Genomic DNA, 21,677 nt, shown 5'->3' with positions numbered 1-21,677 from the left:
GGGGCCGGCCCGTCACAGCCCCGGGTGGCGGGCCCGCCAGCCCGCCCAGGCGGACTCGATCATGTCGTCGACGCCGTACCGCGCCGACCAGTCCAGCTCCTTGTGGATGAGGTCGGCCGCGGCGACCACCCGGGCCGGGTCGCCCGCGCGGCGCGGGGTGACCTCGGGCTCCACCGCGAGGCCGGTGATCCGGGCGATCGCGTCCAGCATGCCGAGGACGGAGACGCCCTCGCCGCGGCCGATGTTCAGGGTCAGGCTCACCGGCTCCCCGGCCGCGTCCAGCCGGCGGACGGCGGCCAGGTGCGCGGCCGCCACGTCCTCCACGTGGATGTAGTCCCGGATGCAGGTGCCGTCCGGGGTCGGGTAGTCGTCGCCGAAGACCAGCGGCGGCAGGCCGTCGGTGAGCCGCTGGAAGACCATCGGCACCAGGTTGGTGACCCCGTCGTCGGCCAGCTCCGGCGAGGCCGCGCCGGCCACGTTGAAGTACCGCAGCGAGACCGCCGACAGCCCGTGCGCCTTCGCGGCCGCGGCCAGCAGCCACTCGCCGATCAGCTTGGTCTCGCCGTACGGGTTGATCGGCTCGCACGGGGTGGACTCCGTCACCAGGTCGGTGTCCGGCATGCCGTAGACCGCGGCGGAGGAGGAGAACAGCACCTTGCGGACGCCGCCCGCGACGGCCGCCTCCAGCACCGTCCGCAGGCCCTCGACGTTCTCCCGGTAGTAGAGCAGCGGCTCCGCCACCGACTCGCCGACCTGCTTCTTGGCCGCGACGTGCAGCACCCCGGTGACGCCGTGCTCGCGGACGGCCGCGTCCAGCAGCTCCCGGTCGAGCGTCGAACCGACCACCAGCGGCACCCCGGCGGGCAGCCGGTGGGCCGAACCGGAGCTGAGGTCGTCGAGGACGACCACCCGCTCGCCGGCCTCCGCCAGCTGCCGCACGACATGTCCGCCGATGTAACCGGCGCCGCCCGTGATCAACCAAGTCATGCCCGAGATCCTATGCGGCACCCGTTCGAAACCCCGGTGACCGGCGGCCGGTGCGGGCCGGGCGTGTTCGAGTCGAGTTGTCCGACACCCCGATAAGTACGGTCCGGTACGATCGCAGGCGGTTATCGTCAGCGGGAGGAGCAGGTCGCGGGATGACCGCCAGCACTCCCGGCACGGCGCCCAGCACGTCACCCCAGGTCAGCGTCGTGGTGATCGTCTTCGACGACGCCGCGCACATCACCGCTGCGGTGCGCTCGGCGCTCGCCCAGGGGGACTCCGTGGCCGAGGTGATCGTCGTCGACGACGCCTCCACCGACGCCACACCCGAACGCCTGGCCAGGCTCGCCGCCGCCGACCCCCGCGTGAGAGTGATCACTCGCACGGAGAACAGCGGCGGCTGCGGCACCCCCCGCAACCAGGGCCTCGCCGCGGCCCGCTCGCCGTACGTCATGCTGCTCGACAGCGACGACGTGCTCGCCCCCGACGCCGCCCGGACGCTGCTGCGGACCGCCGTCGCCGAGCAGGCCGAGGTGGTCGCCGGGGTCTGCGTCCGCCGCGAGCTGCCCGCCGGCACCGACACCCCCTGGCAGCGCGACCTCTTCCCCGCGGCCGGCGCCCCGGCCCGCCGCTACGAGGGCATCGACGAGCGCCCCGAGTTCCTCCGCGACACCCTCTGCGTGAACAAGCTCTACCAGCGGGACTTCCTCGACAAGCACCAGGTGAGGTTCGCCGAGGGCCCGGTGCACTACGAGGACTTCGTCTTCACCGCCCGGCTGTACGCGGCCCGGCCGCGGCTGGTCGCCGTCGGCGACACCGTCTACCTGTGGCACGTCCGCCGGGAGGCCGGCCGCCAGTCCATCTCGCTCCGCCGCGACGAGGTCCGCAACTGGCAGGACCGGGTGGACGCGCACGCCGATGTGGTGCGGATCCTCGCCGAGGCCGGCGAGCCGGACCTCGCGGACGCCGCCCGCACCAAGTTCATCGACCACGACCTGCGGATGTACATCCGCGAACTGCGGCAGAAGCCCGCCGCCTACCGCGCCGCCTGGTGGCGGATCGCCCGCACCCACCTGGCCGGCTTCGGCCCCGCCCCGCTGCGCGGCGCCACCCCGGCAGGCCGCTGGCTGAGCGAACTGCTGCTGGCCCGCCCCGAACCGGTCGAGGGCACCGACCTGGCCCGCGCCTGCGAGCTCGCCGCCGCCCCGCCCCGGCTCGCCCCGCCCTACCTCGCCGACGAGGACGGCCGCCCCGTCCTGGTCGACGGAGTGCCGCTCACCGGCCTCGACGAGCTGCCCCCGGCCGGGCTGCCGCTGGCCGTCGACGGCACCGTCCGGCTCGGCCCGGTCTGCAGCGTCCGGCTGCGGCTGCACGACCCGTACGGGCTGGCCTCCGCCGCCCGCCCGGTCCACGCCCGCCTGGAGCTGCGCACCCGGCTCGGCCCGCCGCTCACCGTCGGCCGCGCCCTGGAGCTGGACGCGCACCCCGACGGCGGCTGGACGGCCGAGACCACCGTGGACGCCTTCGAACTGCGCGACGTCGGCGAGATGACCGCCTGGTCGCTGCGGGTCGTGCTGGGCTTCGAGAACGGTGACCGCGCCGCCACCGCCGTCCGCGCCCCGGGCCTCGGCAAGCGGCACGCCGTCGTGTACCGGCCGCTGCTGCGCCTCGCCCTCGTCCAGGCGTACGGGACGACCAACGGCGAGCTCGGGATGCGGGTCGCCGACGGGGTGCGCGGCGGCTGGGAGGTCGTCCGGGCCCGGCTGCGCCGGGTGCTGGCCCGCCTCGGCTGAGGGCGAACGGCCCGCCCCGGCCGGGCGTGCGACGGCCGTCGGGGCGCCCGCGGGACGGGGCACTCCCCGCGCGGTGGGAGAATTCATCCCATTCCCATGATGCCGTGGCTCAATCGGCAGAGCCGCCGCGGCAGCGTCGGAGACCCTCAGCACGCACCCTCAAGCACCACCCGACGACAAGGACCCCCGTCCATGCCCTCCAGTCAGGCGCAGCCGCTGGTCAGCGTCATCGTGATCGTCTACAACGACGCCGCCCGGCTGCCCCGGGCGGTGGCCTCCGCCCTCGGACAGTCGCTGCGCGGCCTGGAGGTGCTGATCGTCGACGACTGTTCGACCGACGACAGCTTCGCCGTGGCCCGGCGGCTGGAGCAGGAGAACCCGGGCCGGGTGCGGGCCCTGCGACTGCCCGCCAACAGCGGCGGCTGCGGCGCCCCGCGCAACCACGGCGTGGCCGAGGCCCGCGGCGAGTACGTGATGTTCCTGGACAGCGACGACGAGCTCGCCGAGCACGCCGCCCGCAACCTGTACGAGGCTGGCTCCCGCACCGGCGCCGACCTGGTCTCCGGCCTGAGCGTGCGGCGCTTCCTCGGCAACCGGTACGGCAAGACCGACGCCTGGTACCCGTGGATCTACTCGCGCACCCGCACCCTGGAGTCGATCGCCGAGCTGCCCGACCTGCTGGTCTGGGACACCCTCTCCACCAACAAGGCCTACCGCCGGACCTTCCTCGCCGAGCACGCGCTGACCTTCCCGGTCGGCATCCTCTACGAGGACCTGCTCTTCTCCTCGCAGGCGTACCTCGCCGCCGAGCGGATCACCCTGATCCCCAACCGGGTCTACTGGTGGGACGTCGCCCCGCCGACCAAGGGCGAGCGCTCGCTCTCCAACCGCCGCCACGAGATCCGCAACTTCACCGACCGGCTGGAGATCCACCGCCGGATCGACGCGATGCTCGCCGACCGCGGCATGGTCGAGCTGAAGTACCGCAAGGACGTGAAGTTCCTCAAGCACGACCTGGTGCTGCACCTGCGCGACCTGCCCTTCCTGCCCGAGGACTTCCGCAAGGAGTTCGCCGAGCACGCCCGCGGCTACCTGGCCGGGCTCGCCCCGGAGGCGTACGAGGAGGTCGGCAGCCCGCAGCGGATCTGCGCCTACCTGCTCGGGCAGGACGACTGGGACAACCTGCTGCCCGCCGTCGACACCCTGATCAACCGGGACAAGCTCGCCGCCCCGCTCACCGAGCAGGACGGCCGGGTGTACTTCTGCGCCGAGCACCTCGACGACCCCGAGGGCCGCAAGGTGCTCGACGTCACGGCGCACGGCTACCACGCGTCCCCGCTGCGCAAGCTCTTCCTGCGCAACCGGCTCACCCACTACGCGGCCGGGCCGCAGGGCGTCGAGCTGGCCGGCCGGATCGTCAACCCGCTCGGCCGGATCCCCGCCGACGCCAAGCTCGCCGCCCGGCTGGAGTTCTCGCCGCGCCGCAAGGGCCTCAAGTCGTTCACCTTCCCGGTCGCCGAGGTCCGGCACGACGGCGACGGCATCGCCTGGCGCGCCACCGCCGACCTCGCCCGCCGGCTGCGCCCGCTCGGCATCCTGGACGCCGTCTGGGACGTCCGCTGCGTGTTGACCGCCAACGGCGAGCGCACCACCACCCGGCTCACCGTCGGCGACCTCGACCTCGCCTCGGCGGCGGCCCCCGCCGTCCGGCCCCGGCTGACCCGGCTCACCGGCGACCGGCTGGCCCCGCACGCCACCGCCCGCGGCCACCTAGCCTTCGAGATCGCGGCGGAGGGCGCGGCCGCCCGGCGCGGCACCGACCTCGTCGAGCGGGCCCTGCGCGGCGAGGCCTCGGCGCTCGCCAACACCGCCGCCGACCGGGCCCGGCGCACCGCCCGCGGCGCGCTGCAGCTCAAGCGCACCCTGAACAGCGGCGACACCAAGCTGAAGGTCTACCACCGGCTGCTGCAGCGGCTTCCCGTGGTCAAGGGCCAGGTGGTCTTCGAGAGCCAGCAGGGCCGGCAGTTCAGCGACAGCCCGCGCGCGGTCTACGAGGAGCTGGTGCGCCGCGGTGCGCCGATGAAGCCGGTCTGGTCGTACGCCAAGTCGACCGAGGGCTTCCCGTCCGGCGCCGCCCTGGTGCGCCGCTGGTCCTGGAAGTACCTGCGGGCGCTGGCGCAGGCCGAGTTCTGGGTGGACAACCAGGGCTACCCGTACCGGCTGCGCAAGCGCCCGGAGACCACCTACATCCAGACCTGGCACGGCTCGGCGCTCAAGAAGATGGGCTTCGACCTGGCCTCGCTGAAGCGGCAGACGCCCGTCCAGCAGGCCGAGTACCTGGCCGGGCTGAACCGCTTCGACCACTTCGTCGTCCGCTCCGAGCACGACGTGCGCACCCTCGCGCCGGCGTACCGGATCGGCGAGGAGCGGCTGCTGCGGGTCGGCTACCCGCGCAACGACGTTCTGCTGCGCGAGGACGCGGGCAAGGACCGGCAGCTCGCCGGCGAGCTCGGCATCGACCTCACCAAGCCGGTGGTGCTGTACGCGCCGACCTTCCGCGCGGACGCCCGCGGCAGGGTCCGCGCCTTCGAGCTGCCCTTCGACGTCGAGGAGTTCGCCGAGCGGTTCGGCGACCGGATCACCCTGCTGGTGCGCTGCCACTACCTGAACCGGGTGGTGCTGCCGCCGTCCGTCCGCGGCCGGGTGATCGACGTCTCCGAGGTCCAGGACGTCACCCCGCTGTACCTGCTCTCCGACGCGCTGATCACCGACTACTCGTCCCTGATGTTCGACTACGCGCTGCTCGACCGGCCGATGCTGTTCTTCGCCCACGACTGGGAGGAGTACGCCGAGGACGTCCGCGGCACCTACTTCGACCTGCTGCGCGAGGCGCCCGGCCCGGTGCTGCGCGACGCCGGCGAGCTGTACGCGGCCCTGGACGAGCTGGAGGCCACCGGCAAGGAGTACGCAGACCGGCGGCGGGAGTTCGCCGCCGCCTACGGCGAGTACGACCGGGGCGACGCCGCGGCCCGGATCGCCGACCTGATGTTCGGGCCGGCCCCGGCGGCCGCACGCCCCGGGCACGACGAGCAGGACCAGCAGGACCAGCAGGAGCGGGAGGCCGGCCGGTGAGCCGCGACATCTTCATCGTCAGCAACAGCGTCGACGAACTGGGCGGCGTCGCCAGCTGGTCGCACCGGATGGCCGAGCTGCTGACCGGCCGCGGCCACCGGGTCGAACTGATCGGCATCTGCCCAGCCGTGCTGCACAAGGACTTCGGCGACGGCCTGCCGTACGGGATGACCACCCTGTACGACGGCCAGCCGCCCGCCGCCTGGACGCCCGCCTACCCGTGGCAGCGGCTGGACGTCGGGGCCCGCCGCCGGCAGTCCGCCCGCGCGGCCGGGATGCGCGAGGCCGCCGAGCGGATGAGCGCGATGTTCCGCGCCGCCCGGCCCGGCGCCGTGGTGATCGTCACCCAGGTCTGGGCGATGGAGTGGGTGGCGCTCGCCGACCTGAAGGGCCTCCAGGTCGTGGGCATGAGCCACGAGTCCTTCGAGACCTGCCGGGCCTCCTCGCGGTTCGGCCGGGTGCAGCGCCACTACGCGGACGTCGACCGCCTGGTGGTGCTCACCGACGAGGACGCGGACGCCTGGATCCGCCAGGGCATGAACTCGACCTGCGGCATCCCCAACCCGCTGCCCTTCCCGGTGCCGGAGACGGCCGCCCCCGCCGCCCGCACGGTGGTCTCGATCGGCCGGCTCGCCCAGGAGAAGGGCGTCGACCTTCTGCTGGAGACCTGGGCCGAGGCGATCCGCGGCCGCGAGGGCTGGCGGCTGAAGGTCTACGGCCTCGGCGAGGAGGAGGAGGCGCTGCGCGCGCAGTGCACCGCCCTCGGCCTCGACGACTCGGTCGAGTTCTGCGGGCGGACGGACGACGTGCCCGGCGCGCTCGCCGGCGCCGGGATCTTCGTGCTCTCCTCGCGCGGCGAGGGCTTCCCGATCTCGCTCATGGAGGCGATGGCCTGCGGCGTGCCCTGCGTGGCCTTCGACTGCGCGCCGGGCGTGCACGAGATCGTCCGGGACGGCGAGGACGGCCTGCTGGCCCCGGTCGGCAACACCTCCGCGCTGGCCCGCCAGCTCGGCCGGCTGATGGACGACGACGAGCTGCGCGACACCATGGGGGCGCGGGCCCGGGAGGCGATCGTGCGGTACTCGCCGGAGCGGGTGCTGGACCGGTGGGAGGAGCTGTTCGCCCTGCTGGAGGCATGAGCCGGGCAGGTGCGGCGTGCTCGGGCGCGCCGCGGCGGTGATTCGGACATACAGCTGAAATGCTGACAAAGTCGGCCCGTCCGTCGCGCCCGCGCACAGCCTCGGGAGGAGCCCCGGTGCGCCCGAAGAAGGAACCCACCCGACCGTCGCCGGCCGGCCCGCGCCCCACCGGGCCGAGGCTCCGGGTGCCGACCGGCGGCTGACCCCCGCCACCGGGGCCGGGCCCGGCGACCGCACCGCGCAAGGGTGGCGGTTGCCGGGCCCTCCAACGCCCGGCCCTCCGGCGATCGGCGCCGTCAGACCCGTGCGGCCCGCGTCCGCCAGGGCAGCTCGATCGTCACCGAGGTCGGGCCGCCGGCCGGGCTCTCCACCAGGAACACCCCGTCCACCGCGCCCACCCGCTCGGCCAGCCCCGCCAGGCCGCTGCCCGTGCGCGGGTCGGCCCCGCCCCGGCCGTCGTCCTGCACCACCAGCATCAGCCGGTCGTCGGACCGCCAGACGTCCACCGTCGCCGTCCGCGCCCCGGCGTGCTTGGAGACGTTGGTGAGCAACTCGCTGACCGTGAAGTAGGCGATTCCCTCGACCGCCGGGTCCGGCCGCTCGGCCCCCTTCAGGTCGACGTGCACCTTCACCCCGCCGGGCACCGTGCAGCGGGCCGCCACCGCCGAGAGCGCCGCGTCCAGCCCGCGGTCGGTGAGCACCGCCGGGTGGATGCCCCGGGCCAGGTCGCGCAGCTCCCGCAGGGCCAGCTTCACCTCGCCGTGCGCCGCGTCCACCATCCGCGCGGCCCCCGCGACCGCCTCGGGCGTCGTGCTCTCGGAGAGCCGCTCCTTGGCCAGGCCGAGGTCCATCGCCAGCGCCACCAGCCGGGCCTGGGCACCGTCGTGCAGGTCCCGCTCGATCCGGCGCAGGTCCGCCGCCGCGGTGTCGACCACCGCGCCGCGGTCCTCCTCCAGCTCCCGCACCCGCTCGGTCAGCGCGCTCGGGCACAGCAGCACCCCGACCAGCATCCGCTCGACCGCCGCCAGCCCCCGCATCGCCCACGGCAGCACCGGCCAGCCGACCAGGACGAGCACCAGCGTCACGGCGAAGCCGATGATCCCCCACGGCAGCAGCAGCACCCCGTACAGCACCGAGCGCCAGCTCAGCCCGTCCGTCAGGCAGGCGATCACCCAGCCCGCCGGCCCCGGCCGGACCGGCGCCAGCGGGGCGGCCTCCGGCACGTCCGAGCCCAGCGCGGCCCGGGCCCGCCGCCGGGCCAGCGCCCCCAGCCACCGGCTGCCGGCCAGGCCCGCGGCCAGCAGCGGCAGGCCGAGCACCGTCACCGCCAGGCCCAGGCCCACGCACAGCGTCACCACCGTGAAGACGAAGCCGGCGATGCCGAGCGGCAGGTTCAGCAGCATGTGCTGCACCTGGAGCCACAGCGGCCGCCCGTACAGCGAGGGCCGGGCCGCCGCCTCCTCCTGGCCGACCTGGTCCTTCATCCGTGCACCGCCCTCCCGACGGACCTCGCCCCGTCACCGCCGGCGGACCGGGCGCCCCCTCGGCGCCCCGCCGTCCGCTGCCCGACCAGCATCGCGGGTCGCCGCGGGCCGCCGCCATGGGGGTGGACGCCGTCCCCGCCCGGGGGTTAACCCCACCCCGGGACACCCGCTCCGGGTGGTGCCGGCGGGGCGGGTGTCCAGCATGCGTCTTGCGGATCGGGCGGGTTCAGGAGTAGACGGGCGGTGCACTTAGACTCACGCCTGAGCAATGGTTATGAGCGCGTAAAGAGATCGGATCCCGCCGCGCGGCGGGCCCGGCCGATGTGGAGGCGAACGCATGGAGGGGCAGCTGGCTGCTGCCGGCCCTGCCGCGGGCAGTGGCTACTTCGACGCGTACGCGGCGGTGGGCTTGCTCGCCGTCGTCGGCGTGCTGTTCGTCGCGGTGTCGTTCACCGCCAACCGCCTGCTGCGCCCCGTCGTGTACTCGCCGGAGAAGCTGCTGGCGTACGAGTGCGGAGTGGACCCGGTCGGCGAGGGGTGGGCGCAGACCCACATCCGGTACTACGTCTACGCCTTCCTTTACGTGATCTTCGCGGTCGACGCGATCTACCTCTTCCCGTGGGCGACGGTCTTCGCCGCCGCGGGGTACGGGGCGGCGACGCTGGTGGAGATGTTCGTCTTCATCGGCTTCCTCGCGGTCGGACTGCTCTACGCCTGGAGGAAGGGCGTTCTGGAATGGACGTGACCCACGCCCACGCGCACGGCGGCGACGGCCCCGTGCCGCTCGGCATCCCCGACCCGGCCCACCCGGGCGCCGTCGAGCCGCGCCGGCTCGGCCCGCTGGCCCGGCTCGCGCCGGACCCGGTCAAGGTGGTCCTCAACTGGGGCCGCCGCTACAGCCTCTGGTGCTTCAACTTCGGCCTCGCCTGCTGCGCGATCGAGTTCATCGCCGCGTCGATGGCCAAGCACGACTTCATCCGGATGGGAGTCATCCCGTTCGCGCCCGGCCCCCGCCAGGCCGACCTGATGATCGTCTCCGGCACGGTCACCGACAAGATGGCCCCGGCCGTCAAGCGGCTCTACGAGCAGATGCCCGAGCCCAAGTACGTGATCTCCTTCGGCGCCTGCTCCAACTCCGGCGGCCCCTACTGGGACTCGTACTCCGTCACCAAGGGCGTCGACCAGATCGTCCCGGTCGACGTCTACGTGCCGGGCTGCCCGCCGCGGCCCGAGGCGCTGCTCCAGGGCATCCTCAAGCTCCAGGAGAAGATCGCCGCCGAGTCGCTGCCGCAGCGCTACACCGCGCCCACCTCCGCGCTCCGCCGCGGGCTGGTCGCCGGACCGGAGGGCGCGCAGTGACCACCCCCGAGCAGCCCGGGACCGAGCCCGTGCCGGGCGCCGAGCCCGCCGGGCAGCCCGCGGCCGAGCAGCCGGTCGCCGAGCAGCCCGCCGCCGAGCCGACCCCGGCCGAGCGGACGGCCGCCGGGATCGGCCCCTGGGCGAGCGCCACCGAGGCGTACGGCCTGCTGACCGTCGACGTCCCGGCCGAGCACTGGATCGAGGCGCTGACCGCCGCCCGCGACGGCCTCGGACTCAGCTACTTCGACTGGCTGAGCGCCGTCGACGAGCTCGCCGAGGGCTTCTCCGTCTCCGCCCACCTCGCCGACGTCGCCACCCCCGGCGCCGTCCGCCATCTGCTGGTGCGCACCCGGGTGCCGCGCGAGAAGGCCGCCCTGCCCACCGCCGTCGGCGTGTACGCCGGCGCGGCCTGGCACGAGCGGGAGACCCACGAGATGTTCGGCATCGACTTCGCCGACCACCCGCACCTGGTCACCCTGCTCCTTCCGGACGGCTTCGAGGGCCACCCGCTGCGCAAGGACTTCGTGCTCGCCGCCCGGGTCGCCAAGGCCTGGCCCGGCGCGAAGGAGCCCGGCGAGTCCGACCACGGCGACGGCCCCGCCCGCCGCAAGATGCAGCCCCCCGGCGTGCCCGACCCCAACGAGTGGGGCCCGCTCAAGGGCACCCTGCCGCCGGTGGCCGAGCGCCCGGCCCGGGCCGCCCGCACCCCGCGCGCGGCCGGCGCCGCCCCCCGCGCCGCCGGAGCCGGTCCCCGGGCGGCCGCCGCCGGGGCCGAGGGCGCACCCGTCCGGGCCGACCGGCCGCGGCGGACCCGCTCGATCAGCGAGGGCTCGGTCAGCCAGACCGCGCCCGAGGCACCCGCGGCCCAGCCCGAGGCCCCCGCCGAGGAGCGGCCGCGCCGGACCGCCCGGACGCAGTCCTCGGACGCACCCTGGCACGCACCCGTCCCGGCCCACGACGAACCCCCGGCCGAGCCCGCGAAGCCCGAGCCCGCGAAGCCCTCCGAGCCCGTGGAGCCCGAGCCCGCGAAGCCCGAGGCCGCCGGGCCCGAGGCCCCGCAGGACCCCGACACCCCGCAGACCCCCGGCCAGGACGGAGACGGCGCGTGAACCTCCTCGACACGCTGCTGCGCTGCGTCGCCACCCTGGTGGTCTTCCTGGTGCTGCCGCTGGTGATCGGCCAGACCGAGCACAAGGTCATGGCGCACATGCAGGGCCGTCTCGGCCCGATGTACGCCGGCGGCTTCCACGGCTGGGCCCAGCTCGTCGCCGACGGCGTCAAGTTCGCGCAGAAGGAGGACGTCGTCCCGGCCGGTGCCGACCGGCGGGTCTTCCGGATCGCCCCGGCCGTCGCCCTGCTGCCCTACCTGCTGGTGCTGCTGGCGATCCCGGTCGGCCCGAACGGCTTCGTCGGCCAGGCGATCGACGCCGGCATCTTCTTCGTGCTGGCCGTGATGGGCATCGGCGTGCTCGGCTCGCTGATGGCCGGCTGGGCCTCCGCCAACAAGTTCTCGCTGCTCGGCGGCCTGCGCACGGCCGCCCAGCTGATGTCCTACGAGCTGCCGATGCTGCTCGCGGCCGCCTCGGTGGCGATGGCCGCCGGCACGGTGTCGCTGCCCGGCATCGTGGACGCCTTCCACTGGTGGTGGATCCCGTGGCAGGCGATCGGCGCCTTCGTCTTCTTCACCGCCGGCCTCGCCGAACTCCAGCGGCCGCCGTTCGACATGCCGATCGCCGACTCGGAGATCATCTTCGGCGCCTACACCGAGTACACCGGCCTGCGGTTCGCGCTCTTCCTGCTCTCCGAGTACGCGGGCATCCTGGTGGTCTCCGGCCTGACCACGGTGCTCTTCCTCGGCGGCTGGCACGGCCCGCTGCCGGACTCGCTCGGCTGGCTGTGGACGCTGCTCAAGACCTTCGCGCTGGCCTTCGTGGTGATCTGGCTCCGGGTCACCTACCCGCGGCTGCGCGAGGACCAGCTGATGCGCTTCGCGTGGACGGTGCTGATCCCGCTCGCGCTCGTCCAGCTGGCCCTCACCGGCATCGTCAAGGTGGCGATCTCCTGATGGCTCTCAACATCCCCGGCACCGGCCTCGCCAAGGGCCTGGCCGTCACCCTGCGGACCATGACGCGCAAGAGCGTCACCGCGCAGTACCCCGAGGTGCAGCCCGTGCTGCCGCCGCGCTCCCGCGGCGTCATCGCGCTGCTGGAGGAGAACTGCACGGTCTGCATGCTCTGCGCGCGCGAGTGCCCGGACTGGTGCATCTACATCGACTCCCACAAGGAGACGCTGCCCGCCGCCGACCCGAACGCCCGCGCCCGCACCCGCAACGTGCTCGACCGCTTCGCGATCGACTTCTCGCTCTGCATGTACTGCGGCATCTGCATCGAGGTCTGCCCCTTCGACGCGCTGTTCTGGTCCCCGGAGTTCGAGTACGCGGAGACCGACATCCTGGAGCTCACCCACGAACGGGAGCGACTGCGCGAGTGGATGTGGACGGTGCCCGCGCCGCCCGCCCTCGACCCCGCCGCCGAGGAGCCCAAGGAGATCGCGACCGCCCGCAAGGCGGCCGAGAAGCTGGCCGCCGCGGCCGCACAGGAGGGTGAGGACGCATGAGCACCCTGCTCGCCGCCACCGGCTCGCTGGAGCCGGCCGCCCGGTCCTTCCTCTCCCCGACCGGGGCCGAGGTCGTCTTCCTGCTCGTCGGCCTGGCCGTGCTCGGTGCCGCCGTCGTCTCGGTGACCACCAAGCAGCTGGTGCACGCCGCGCTCTGGCTGGTCGTCGCGCTCGGCGGGCTCGCCGTGGAGTTCCTGCTGCTGACCGCCGAGTTCATCGCCTGGGTGCAGGTGCTGATCTACCTCGGCTCGGTGGTCGTGCTGGTGCTGTTCGGCCTGATGCTCACCCGGGCGCCGATCGGCCGCTCGCCGGACGCCGACTCCGGCAACCGCTGGGCGGCCCTGCTGGTGGCGCTGGCCGCCGCCGGCACCCTGGTCACCCTCGTCGCCGACGCCTTCCGCACCAGCTGGATCGACCTCACGGCGGGCGGCGGCTCCACCCGCGCCACCGGCGAGTACCTCTTCCGCCACTGGGTGCTGCCCTTCGAGGCGCTGTCGGTGCTGCTGCTGGCCGCGCTGGTCGGCGCGATCGTGCTCTCCCGCAGCACCTCCGGCACGCTGCCCCGGCCGCGGGCCGGGAAGCTGCGCGCCGGCAAGCCCGTCGGCCGGCCCGCCGCGGCGACCGTTCCGACGACCGCCAATCCCCCCGCGGCCGCCCCGACCGCCCCCGCGCAGGAGCGCTGACGCCGATGCACCTCGTCTACCCAGCCGTCCTCGCCGCGCTGCTGTTCTGCGTCGGCGTCTACGGCGTGCTCGCCCGGCGCAACGTCGTCCTGGTGCTGATGTCCGTCGAGCTGATGCTCAACGCCGTCAACCTCGACCTGGTCGCCTTCGACGCCTGGCTGCGCGACGCCGTCCACGCCGGACAGGCGCTCACCCTCTTCACCATCACGGTCGCCGCGGCCGAGATCGGACTCGGCCTCGCCGTCGTGCTGCTGGTCTTCCGCACCCGCGGCACCGCCGACGTCGACCGGCTCACCCTGCTCGGCGACCCGTCCGAGGCGGCCCCCGAGGCCGCCGCGACCGAGCCGGAGGGCCGGGCCGCATGAACCTCGCCCTGCCCCTCCTCGTCCCCGCCCTGCCCGCGCTCGGCGCGGCCGCGGGCCTCGCCACCGGCAAGAAGCACCCCGGCCTCGCCCGGCCGCTGGCCGTCCTGCCGGTCGCCGCCTCCGCGGTGCTCGCCGTGGTCGTCGCGCTGCAGCTCGGCACCGGGCGGAGCCTCGACGCCGCCACCCGGCTCACCCCGACCGGCGGCCCCGACGTCTCGCTCGCCCTCCACCTGGACGGCTTCTCCGTCCTGATCTCCCTGCTGGTCGGCCTGGTCGCCACCCTGGTGCAGATCTACTCCACCGCGTACCTCAAGGACGACCCCCGCTACCCCTCGTACGCGGCGCTGGTCTCCCTGTTCACCGCGGCGATGTTCCTGGTGCTCTACTCCGGCGACCTGATCGTGCTCCTGGTCGCCTGGGAGATCATGGGCATCTGCTCGTACTTCCTGATCGGCCACCACTGGGAGACCGAGGACGCCCGCTCCGCCTCGCTCAAGGCCTTCCTGGTCACCAAGCTCGGCGACGTGCCGTTCGTGTTCGGCATCTTCGTGCTCGGCGCCGACGCCGGCAGCTTCCGGATCACCGACGTGCTGGCCGCCGCGACCGAGGGACGGCTCGGCCACCCCACCCTGGCCGCCCTGCTGCTGCTCGGCGGCGTCGCCGGCAAGAGCGCGCAGTTCCCGCTGCACACCTGGCTCCCCGACGCGATGGCCGGCCCCACCCCGGTCTCCGCGCTGATCCACGCCGCGACCATGGTCGCGGCCGGCATCTACCTGGTCGCCCGGCTGATGCCGGTCTTCCTGCTCTCCGCCGCCGCCCTGGTGGTGCTCGCCGCGATGGCCGCCGTCACCATGGTCGGCTCGGCGCTCTGCGCCCTCGCCCAGGACGACCTCAAGCGGGTGCTCGCCTACTCGACCGTCGGCCAGCTCGGCTACATGGCCGGCGCCCTCGCCTCCGGCGACCGCGACTCGGCCGTCTTCTACCTGGTCGGCCACGGCGTCTTCAAGGCCCTGCTCTTCCTCACCGCCGGCGTGGTCATCCACGCCGCGCACACCAACTCGATCTCCGCGATGTCCCGGATGCCCGACCTGCGCAAGCGGGTGCCGGACGCCTACTGGGCGATGGGCATCGGCCTGGTCGCCCTGATGGGCCTGCCGCCGTTCACCGGCTTCTTCTCCAAGGAGTCGGTGTTCACCGCCGCCGAGCACGCCGCCCACGGCGAGGCGCTCACCCGCGGCGTCGGCCCCGCCTCGGCGGTGCCCGAGGCGGCCGGCTGGATCGTCCTGGTCGCCGCCGGCCTCACCGCGCTGCTCACCGCCGCCTACTCCACCCGGCTCTGGCTGGTCGCCTTCCACGGCCGGGCCGCCGCGGCACCGGCCGCCGGGGCGCCCGCCGCCGAGGCCGGCGCCCCGTACTCGCCCGAGATCGACGAGGCCGACCCGGCCACCGCCGAGCCCGCCGCGATGCGCTGGCCGCTCTGGGTGCTCGCCGTCCCGACCATGGCCTTCGGCCTGCTCGGGCTGCGCGACGGCTGGCTGCCCTCGCTGCTCGACGGCGGCTCGCTGCGCCCGACCCTTGCCACCTCGGTCACCGGCACCGGCCTGGCGCTGGCCGGCGTCCTGATCGCCTACGCCGCCTGGCGGGCGGCCGGGGCCCGGCAGGCGGCCACCGCCGGGGCCGTGCCCGATCCCGGCCGGCTGCTGCTCGGCCCGGTGCACCGGTTCGCCCAGCACGGCTTCGGCGTCGACCGGCTGTACAGCGCGCTGTTCGTCCGTCCGACCGCGGCCGCCGCCCGGCTGGTGAACTTCCTCGACCGCGAGGTCGTCGAGACGTACGTCCGCGGCGCCGGCAACGGCACCAACGCCCTCGGCTGGCTCGTCCGCCGGGCCCAGACCGGCAACGCCCAGAGCTACCTCGGCGCGCTGCTCGCCGGGGCCGTCCTGCTCGCCGTCCTGGTGGCGGTCGGCACATGATCCGTACCCCGCACCCGACCCGACCCGCCGCAGCACGAACCTGGAGCCCCCGATGAACGCAGTCCTCATCGCCCTCCTGCTGCTGCCGCTGGCCGGCGCCGCCGCCACCCTCGTCCCGTTCGGGACCGACCGCGCCGCCGCCGACCGCCGCGCCCTGTGGTTCGGCACCGGCGTCACCGGCGCGACCCTGGCGCTCGCCGTCACCCTGGCGGTCGGCTTCGACCAGGACCGCCCCGCCGTGATGCAGGCCGTCACGAACGTCCGCTGGATCCCGGCGATCGACGTCCGGCTGCACCTCGGCGTGGACGGCATCTCGTTGCCGCTGCTCGTCCTCACCGCGCTGCTGACCTTCCTCTGCGCGCTGTACTCCACCCGCCGGCTGCCCGCCGGCGAGGGCGTGCCCTCCGCGCGGTCGTTCACCGGCCTGCTGCTCCTGCTGGAGGTCGGCATGCTGGCGACCTTCGCGGTGCTCGACCTGGTGCTGTTCTTCGTGGCGTTCGAGGTCGTGCTGATCCCGATGTACTTCCTGATCGCCCGCTGGGGCAGCGGCGCGAAGGTGCCGGCCGCCAACCGGTTCATCCTGTACACGCTGCTCGGCTCGGCCGTGATGCTGCTCGGCTTCCTGCTGATCGGTTTCAACGCCGGCACCTTCGACATGACCCGGCTGGCCGCCGCCCACGGCGCCGGACTGAGCCACACCACCCAGGTGGTCGCGGCCCTCGCGATCCTGGTCGGCCTCGCCGTGAAGGCCCCCGCCTGGCCGCTGCACAGCTGGCTGCCGGACGCGCACACCGCCGCACCGACCGTCGGCTCGGTGCTGCTGGCCGGCGTGCTGCTGAAGATGGGCACCTACGGCCTCGTCCGGGTGCTGCTGCCGGTCGTCCCCGAGGGCGCCGCGACCTTCGCCCCCTACCTGGGCGCGTTCGCCGCCGTCGGCATCCTCTACGGCTCGCTGGCCTGCCTCGCCCTGGCCCGCCAGGGCGCCAAGGGCGACCTCAAGCGCCTCATCGCCTACTCCTCGGTCGGCCACATGGGCTTCGTGCTGCTCGGCATCGCCACGCTCACCCCCGCCGGGGTGAACGGCGCGCTGTTCGGCAACATCGCCCACGGCCTGATCACCGGCCTGCTCTTCTTCCTCGTCGGCGCGGTCAAGGACCGCTACGGCACCTCCGACCTGGACACCCTGGCCGGCGCCACCGGCGCCGCCCTGTACGGCCGGGCCCCGCGGATCGGCGCGCTGCTCGCCTTCGCCGCCGTCGCCAGCCTCGGCCTGCCCGGCCTGGCCGGCTTCTGGGGCGAGCTGCTCGCCATGTTCGGTGCCTTCGACCCGGCCGCCGGGCTCTCCCGGCCCGCGTTCGTCACCTACATGGTGCTGGCCGGCCTCGGCACCCTGCTGACCGCCGGCTACCTGCTGGTCGTCGTCCGCCGGGTCTGCATGGGCGACCCGAAGCAGCCCGCACTCGTCACCGAGCTGCCCGACATCAAGGCGTACGAGGCGGCCAGCTGGACACCGCTGGCCGCGCTCACCCTGGTCGCCGGCGTCTGGCCGGCCCTGCTGCTCAGTCTGTCCGACCCGGCCGTCAAGCACCTGCTCGGGGGTGGCTGAGCCGTGATCAGCACCCCGCTCGGATCTCCTCTCCTGGGGCAGCCCGCCATGAACCCACTCGCCGTCGCCGACCCCGGCGGCCTCATCCAGTCCGTCGACTGGGTGGCCGTCGCGCCGCCGCTGGTCGCGGCGCTCGCCGCACTCGCCGTGCTGGTCGCGGACCTCTTCCTGCCGGCCGGCCACAAGCGCGTCCTGGGCTGGGCCTCGGCCGCGGGCCTGCTGCTGGCCCTGCTGTCGATGCTGCCGCTGGTGCGCGGCGACGCCCGCTCCACCTTCTGCCTGAAGGCGGCCGGCGGGGCGTGCAGCTACACCGCCGACCACTTCGCGCTCGCCTTCCAGCTGCTCGCGCTCGGCGGCGCGCTGATCGCCGTCCTGCTCTCCCTGCACACCGTGGACGAGGAGCGGCTGCCCGGCGGCGAGTACTGGTTCCTGCTGCTCTCCAGCGCCTCCGGCGCCGCCCTGCTGCCCGCCTCCCGCGACCTGGCGACGCTGATCATCGCCCTGGAGGTGGCCTCGCTGCCGGCCTTCGCCCTGGTTGCGCTGCGCCGGGACGGCCGCGGCGCCGAGGGCGCACTGAAGTTCTTCCTCTCCTCGGTCACCGCGACCGCCGTGATGCTGCTCGGCGTCGGCTTCGTCTACGCCGCGACCGGCTCGATCCACCTCGTGGCGATCGCCGACGGCCTGACCCGCGTGCCCGGGCAGCTGAAGCCGCTGGCCGAGGCCGGCGCGGTGCTCACCCTGGTCGGCTTCGCCTTCAAGGTCGCGGCCGTGCCCTTCCACTTCTGGCTGCCCGACACCTACACCGCCGCGCCGATCCCGGTGGCCGGCTACCTCTCGGTGGTCGGCAAGGCGGCGGGCCTGGCCGGGCTCGCCCTGGTCACCACGATCGCCTTCCACCCGTACGGGCACACCTGGGGCCCGGTGCTGGCGGTGCTGGCCGCTCTGACCATGACGGCCGGCAACGTCGCCGCCGTCCGGCAGCGCGGCGACACCCCGTTCAGCGCGGTGCGGCTGCTCGCCTGGTCCTCCGTCGGCCAGGCCGGCTACCTGCTCGTCCCGCTGGCCGCCGCCGGCCACCAGGGCTCGCCGCAGCCGCTCGGCGCGACCGTCGCGTACGCGCTGATCTACGGCGTGGTCAACCTGGGCGCGTTCGGCGTCGCCGCCGTGGTGGCCAGGACGGCCGGCACCCGGCTGGACGACCACCGCGGACTGTTCGCCCGCGGCCGGTGGAGCGCCCTCGCGATGGCCTTCTTCCTGCTCTGCCTGGCCGGCCTGCCGCCCGGCGTGATCGGCCTGTTCGGCAAGGTCGTGGTCTTCCGCGCCGCCGTCGACGCGAAGCTGGGCTGGCTGGCCGTCGTGATGGCGGTCAACGTGGTGATCGCCCTCTACTACTACCTGCTGTGGACGGCCCGGCTGTTCGCCCCGGCGGAGGCCGGCGCCGAGGTCCGCGCGGTCCGCACCCCCGGTCCGCTGGCGGCCGCGCTGGCGCTCACCGCGGGCGGTGCGGTGGTGCTCTCGGTCGCTCCGCAGCTGGTCCTGCAGGTGGTCGGGGGCACTCTGTTCTGACCGCCCGGGGGCACCCGGGCGGCCCGCCCGACGTGCGGCGGGGAACGAACGAGCGGCATCCTTCCGTTGATTCCCACGAGGGCGCCGCCACCGGGCTCCCCGTCGCACCACCACGGAGGGCCTGCCGTGCACCGCCAGCACAACGGGTTGAGGACGGCCGTACTTCTCGGCGGCCTGTCGGCACTGATCCTGCTGATCGGCAGCTTCTTCGGACGCACCGGGCTGCTGGTCGCCCTGGTCATCGCGATCGCCACCAACGCCTACGCGTACTGGAACAGCGACAAGCTCGCCCTGCGGGCGATGCGGGCCCGGCCGGTGAGCGAGATCGAGGCCCCGCAGCTCTACCGGATCGTCCGGGAGCTCTCCACCTCGGCCCGCCAGCCGATGCCCCGGCTCTACATCTCGCCGACCCCGGCACCGAACGCCTTCGCCACCGGCCGCAACCCGCGCAACGCCGCGGTCTGCTGCACCGACGGCATCCTGCAGCTGCTCGACGAGCGCGAGCTGCGCGGCGTCATCGGCCACGAGCTCAGCCACGTCTACAACCGGGACATCCTGATCTCCTCGGTCGCCGGCGCCCTCGCCTCGGTGGTGATGTTCCTGGTGAACTTCGCCTGGCTGATCCCGGTGGGCCGCAGCGACGACGACGAGGGCCCCGGCCTGATCGGCATGCTGATGATCATGATCCTCGGGCCGATCGCCGCCTCGCTGATCCAGCTGGCCGTCAGCCGCTCCCGCGAGTACCAGGCCGACGCCGACGGCGCCCGCATCACCGGCGACCCGCTCGCCCTCGCCAGCGCACTGCGCAAGCTGGAGACCGGCACCCAGCGCCTGCCGCTGCCGCCCGAGCCCCAGCTGCAGACGGCCAGCCACATGATGATCGCCAACCCGTTCCGGCCCGGCGAGGTCGGCGCCAAGCTCTTCTCCACCCACCCCCCGATGCCCGAACGCATCGCCCGCCTGGAACGCATGGCCGGCCGCTGACGGCTCGGGCACCCCGCTCCCCGGGGGCGGGGGGCCACCAGACCAGGGCGCGCGCGGGGGTACCTCCCGCCCCTGAGGTGGTCCCGACCTCCCGGGGCGAAGCGGGTGACTCCGTCCACCGCTCCGGCGCGCCTCCGTCCGTTCGGGGGCCGGGCTGGTACTGATGGGCCGGTTACCCGTTGAACGGCCGGTGGGCCTGGCGCGGAGGAGTGGTGCAGTGACGATTCTCCCGACCGACACCGAGCACCGGCCCCCGCCGCGCGAGCCCCGCCGCGGTTTCGGCTCGGCCCGCCGCGGTGGCCGCGGGCGCAAGCTGGTGGGCTGGCTGACCACCACCGACCACAAGCAGATCGGCACGCTCTACCTGACCACCTCGTTCGCCTTCTTCCTGATCGGCGGCGTGATGGCCCTGGTGATGCGGGCCGAGCTGGCCCAGCCGGGCACCCAGATCGTGTCGAACGAGCAGTACAACCAGCTGTTCACCATGCACGGCACGATCATGCTGCTGATGTTCGCGACCCCGCTGTTCGCCGGCTTCACCAACTGGATCATGCCGCTGCAGATCGGCGCCCCGGACGTGGCCTTCCCCCGGCTCAACGCGCTCGCCTACTGGCTCTACCTGCTCGGCTCGATCATCGTCGTCGGCAGCTTCCTCGCCCCGGACGGCGCCGCCGACTTCGGCTGGTTCGCCTACACGCCGCTCTCCGGCGTGGTCCACTCGCCCGGCATCGGCGGCGACATGTGGATCATGGGTCTGGCGCTGTCCGGCTTCGGCACCATCCTCGGCGCGGTCAACTTCATCACCACCATCGCCTGCCTGCGGGCGCCCGGCATGACCGTCTTCCGGATGTCGATCTTCGTCTGGAACGTCCTCTTCACCAGCATCCTGGTGCTCTTCGCGTTCCCGGTGCTGGCCGCCACGCTGTTCGCCCTGGAGGCCGACCGCAAGTTCGGCGCGCACGTCTTCGACCCGGCCAACGGCGGGCCGATCCTCTGGCAGCACCTGTTCTGGTTCTTCGGGCACCCCGAGGTCTACATCATCGCGCTGCCGTTCTTCGGCATCGTGACCGAGGTCATCCCGGTCTTCAGCCGCAAGCCGATCTTCGGCTACACCGGCCTGATCGCGGCCACCATCGCCATCACCGGCCTGTCGGTCACCGTCTGGGCGCACCACATGTTCGTGACCGGGCAGGTGCTGCTGCCGTTCTTCTCGTTCATGACCCTGCTGATCGCGGTGCCGACCGGTGTGAAGTTCTTCAACTGGGTCGGCACCATGTGGAAGGGCTCGCTCAGCTTCGAGACCCCGATGCTCTGGAGCATCGGCTTCCTCGTCACCTTCCTGTTCGGCGGCCTCACCGGCGTGCTGCTGGCCTCCCCGCCGATCGACTTCCACGTCTCCGACTCGTACTTCGTCGTCGCCCACTTCCACTACGTGGTCTTCGGCACCGTCGTCTTCGCGATGTTCGCCGGCTTCCACTTCTGGTGGCCCAAGATGACCGGCAAGATGCTCGACGAACGCCTCGGCAAGATCACCTTCTGGACGCTGTTCATCGGCTTCCACACCACCTTCCTCGTCCAGCACTGGCTCGGCGCCGAAGGCATGCCCCGCCGCTACGCCGACTACCTCGCCGGGGACGGCTTCACCGCGCTGAACAGCCTCTCCACCGTCGGGTCCTTCCTGCTCGGCCTGTCGATCCTGCCGTTCCTCTACAACGTCTGGAAGACCGCCAAGTACGGCGAGAAGGTCGCCGAGGACGACCCCTGGGGCTTCGGCCGCTCGCTGGAGTGGGCGACCTCCTGCCCGCCGCCGCGGCACAACTTCGCCGCACTGCCCCGGATCCGTTCGGAGAGCCCCGCCTTCGACCTCCATCACCCCGACATCGCCGAGTGGGACCGCCTGCAGAACGCCGTCGAACCCCGCCGCGAGCACCGCTGACGGCCCGGCGGAGGAATCCGCGGAAATATTCTCCGCGGCCGTGTCGATCCGGGCCCG

The 21,677-nt window shown here is 73.7% G+C and carries 17 protein-coding genes; 15 read left to right on the top strand and 2 right to left on the bottom strand.

What is annotated here, in order from left to right; all coding sequences use genetic code 11:
• Positions 1-12: 12 nt before the first annotated feature.
• Positions 13-987 carry a UDP-glucose 4-epimerase GalE gene (gene galE, locus AB0442_RS00665; RefSeq protein ID WP_366159796.1) on the bottom strand — a complete coding sequence of 325 codons (975 nt, stop codon included), beginning with the start codon at positions 985-987 and terminating at the stop codon, positions 13-15.
• Positions 988-1,139: 152 nt separating this feature from the next.
• On the opposite strand from galE, the gene AB0442_RS00660 reads away from it, so the two are divergent.
• The 3 genes from AB0442_RS00660 to AB0442_RS00650 all read left to right on the top strand — a co-directional run bounded on the left by AB0442_RS00660 (position 1,140) and on the right by AB0442_RS00650 (position 7,048).
• On the top strand, positions 1,140-2,777 hold the full coding sequence (locus tag AB0442_RS00660; protein WP_366159795.1) for a glycosyltransferase family 2 protein: 1,638 nt from the start codon (positions 1,140-1,142) through the stop codon (positions 2,775-2,777).
• A gap of 192 nt (positions 2,778-2,969) precedes the next feature.
• A complete protein-coding gene (locus tag AB0442_RS00655; protein WP_366159794.1) occupies positions 2,970-5,909 on the top strand; it encodes a bifunctional glycosyltransferase family 2 protein/CDP-glycerol:glycerophosphate glycerophosphotransferase in 2,940 nt (979 codons plus the stop codon).
• Complete coding sequence (locus AB0442_RS00650) at positions 5,906-7,048, top strand: glycosyltransferase (RefSeq protein WP_366159793.1); 1,143 nt, start codon at positions 5,906-5,908, stop codon at positions 7,046-7,048. The genes AB0442_RS00655 and AB0442_RS00650 overlap by 4 nt, the downstream gene beginning before the upstream one ends.
• Positions 7,049-7,344: 296 nt before the next feature.
• Here AB0442_RS00650 and AB0442_RS00645 read toward each other — a convergent pair whose 3' ends face one another.
• A complete protein-coding gene (locus AB0442_RS00645; protein ID WP_366159792.1) occupies positions 7,345-8,532 on the bottom strand; it encodes a sensor domain-containing protein in 1,188 nt (395 codons plus the stop codon).
• A gap of 337 nt (positions 8,533-8,869) precedes the next feature.
• Here AB0442_RS00645 and AB0442_RS00640 point away from each other — a divergent pair, with 337 nt between their 5' ends.
• The 12 genes from AB0442_RS00640 (at position 8,870) to ctaD (ending at position 21,620) form a co-directional block, all read left to right on the top strand.
• Positions 8,870-9,277, top strand: a complete 408-nt coding sequence (locus tag AB0442_RS00640; protein ID WP_263104867.1) for an NADH-quinone oxidoreductase subunit A — start codon at positions 8,870-8,872, stop codon at positions 9,275-9,277.
• Positions 9,268-9,891, top strand: a complete 624-nt coding sequence (locus AB0442_RS00635; protein WP_366159791.1) for an NADH-quinone oxidoreductase subunit B family protein — start codon at positions 9,268-9,270, stop codon at positions 9,889-9,891. Before AB0442_RS00640 ends, AB0442_RS00635 begins: the two co-directional genes overlap by 10 nt.
• 128 nt (positions 9,892-10,019) lie before the next feature.
• The gene (locus AB0442_RS00630; protein WP_366159915.1) at positions 10,020-11,000 is read left to right on the top strand and encodes an NADH-quinone oxidoreductase subunit C; all 981 of its coding nucleotides are present in this window, start codon (positions 10,020-10,022) and stop codon (positions 10,998-11,000) included.
• Positions 10,997-11,956 (top strand): NADH-quinone oxidoreductase subunit NuoH, encoded by a 960-nt coding sequence (gene nuoH, locus AB0442_RS00625; RefSeq protein ID WP_366159790.1) that lies wholly within the window; start codon positions 10,997-10,999, stop codon positions 11,954-11,956. Before AB0442_RS00630 ends, nuoH begins: the two co-directional genes overlap by 4 nt.
• A complete protein-coding gene (locus AB0442_RS00620; protein ID WP_363540512.1) occupies positions 11,956-12,507 on the top strand; it encodes an NADH-quinone oxidoreductase subunit I in 552 nt (183 codons plus the stop codon). Before nuoH ends, AB0442_RS00620 begins: the two co-directional genes overlap by 1 nt.
• On the top strand, positions 12,504-13,190 hold the full coding sequence (locus AB0442_RS00615; protein WP_366159789.1) for an NADH-quinone oxidoreductase subunit J: 687 nt from the start codon (positions 12,504-12,506) through the stop codon (positions 13,188-13,190). Before AB0442_RS00620 ends, AB0442_RS00615 begins: the two co-directional genes overlap by 4 nt.
• A gap of 5 nt (positions 13,191-13,195) precedes the next feature.
• Positions 13,196-13,555, top strand: a complete 360-nt coding sequence (nuoK, locus tag AB0442_RS00610; RefSeq protein WP_366159788.1) for an NADH-quinone oxidoreductase subunit NuoK — start codon at positions 13,196-13,198, stop codon at positions 13,553-13,555.
• Positions 13,552-15,528: an NADH-quinone oxidoreductase subunit L gene (locus AB0442_RS00605; RefSeq protein WP_363540509.1), complete on the top strand. Its 1,977-nt coding sequence runs from the start codon at positions 13,552-13,554 to the stop codon at positions 15,526-15,528. The genes nuoK and AB0442_RS00605 overlap by 4 nt, the downstream gene beginning before the upstream one ends.
• A gap of 52 nt (positions 15,529-15,580) precedes the next feature.
• Positions 15,581-17,134, top strand: coding sequence for an NADH-quinone oxidoreductase subunit M (locus tag AB0442_RS00600; RefSeq protein WP_366159787.1), 1,554 nt, complete (start codon positions 15,581-15,583; stop codon positions 17,132-17,134).
• 48 nt (positions 17,135-17,182) lie between these two features.
• Positions 17,183-18,700 (top strand): NADH-quinone oxidoreductase subunit N, encoded by a 1,518-nt coding sequence (locus AB0442_RS00595; protein ID WP_366159786.1) that lies wholly within the window; start codon positions 17,183-17,185, stop codon positions 18,698-18,700.
• 126 nt (positions 18,701-18,826) lie between these two features.
• On the top strand, positions 18,827-19,684 hold the full coding sequence (htpX, locus tag AB0442_RS00590; RefSeq protein ID WP_363540506.1) for a zinc metalloprotease HtpX: 858 nt from the start codon (positions 18,827-18,829) through the stop codon (positions 19,682-19,684).
• 223 nt (positions 19,685-19,907) lie between these two features.
• Positions 19,908-21,620 (top strand): cytochrome c oxidase subunit I, encoded by a 1,713-nt coding sequence (ctaD, locus tag AB0442_RS00585; protein ID WP_366159914.1) that lies wholly within the window; start codon positions 19,908-19,910, stop codon positions 21,618-21,620.
• Positions 21,621-21,677: the final 57 nt, after the last annotated feature.

It is taken from the genome of Kitasatospora sp. NPDC085895, from assembly GCF_040702125.1.
Classification (GTDB): Bacteria; Actinomycetota; Actinomycetes; order Streptomycetales; family Streptomycetaceae; genus Kitasatospora; species Kitasatospora arboriphila.
Note: the sequence above shows the minus strand (reverse complement) of the source record. Positions and strands in the feature narration are given on the sequence as shown.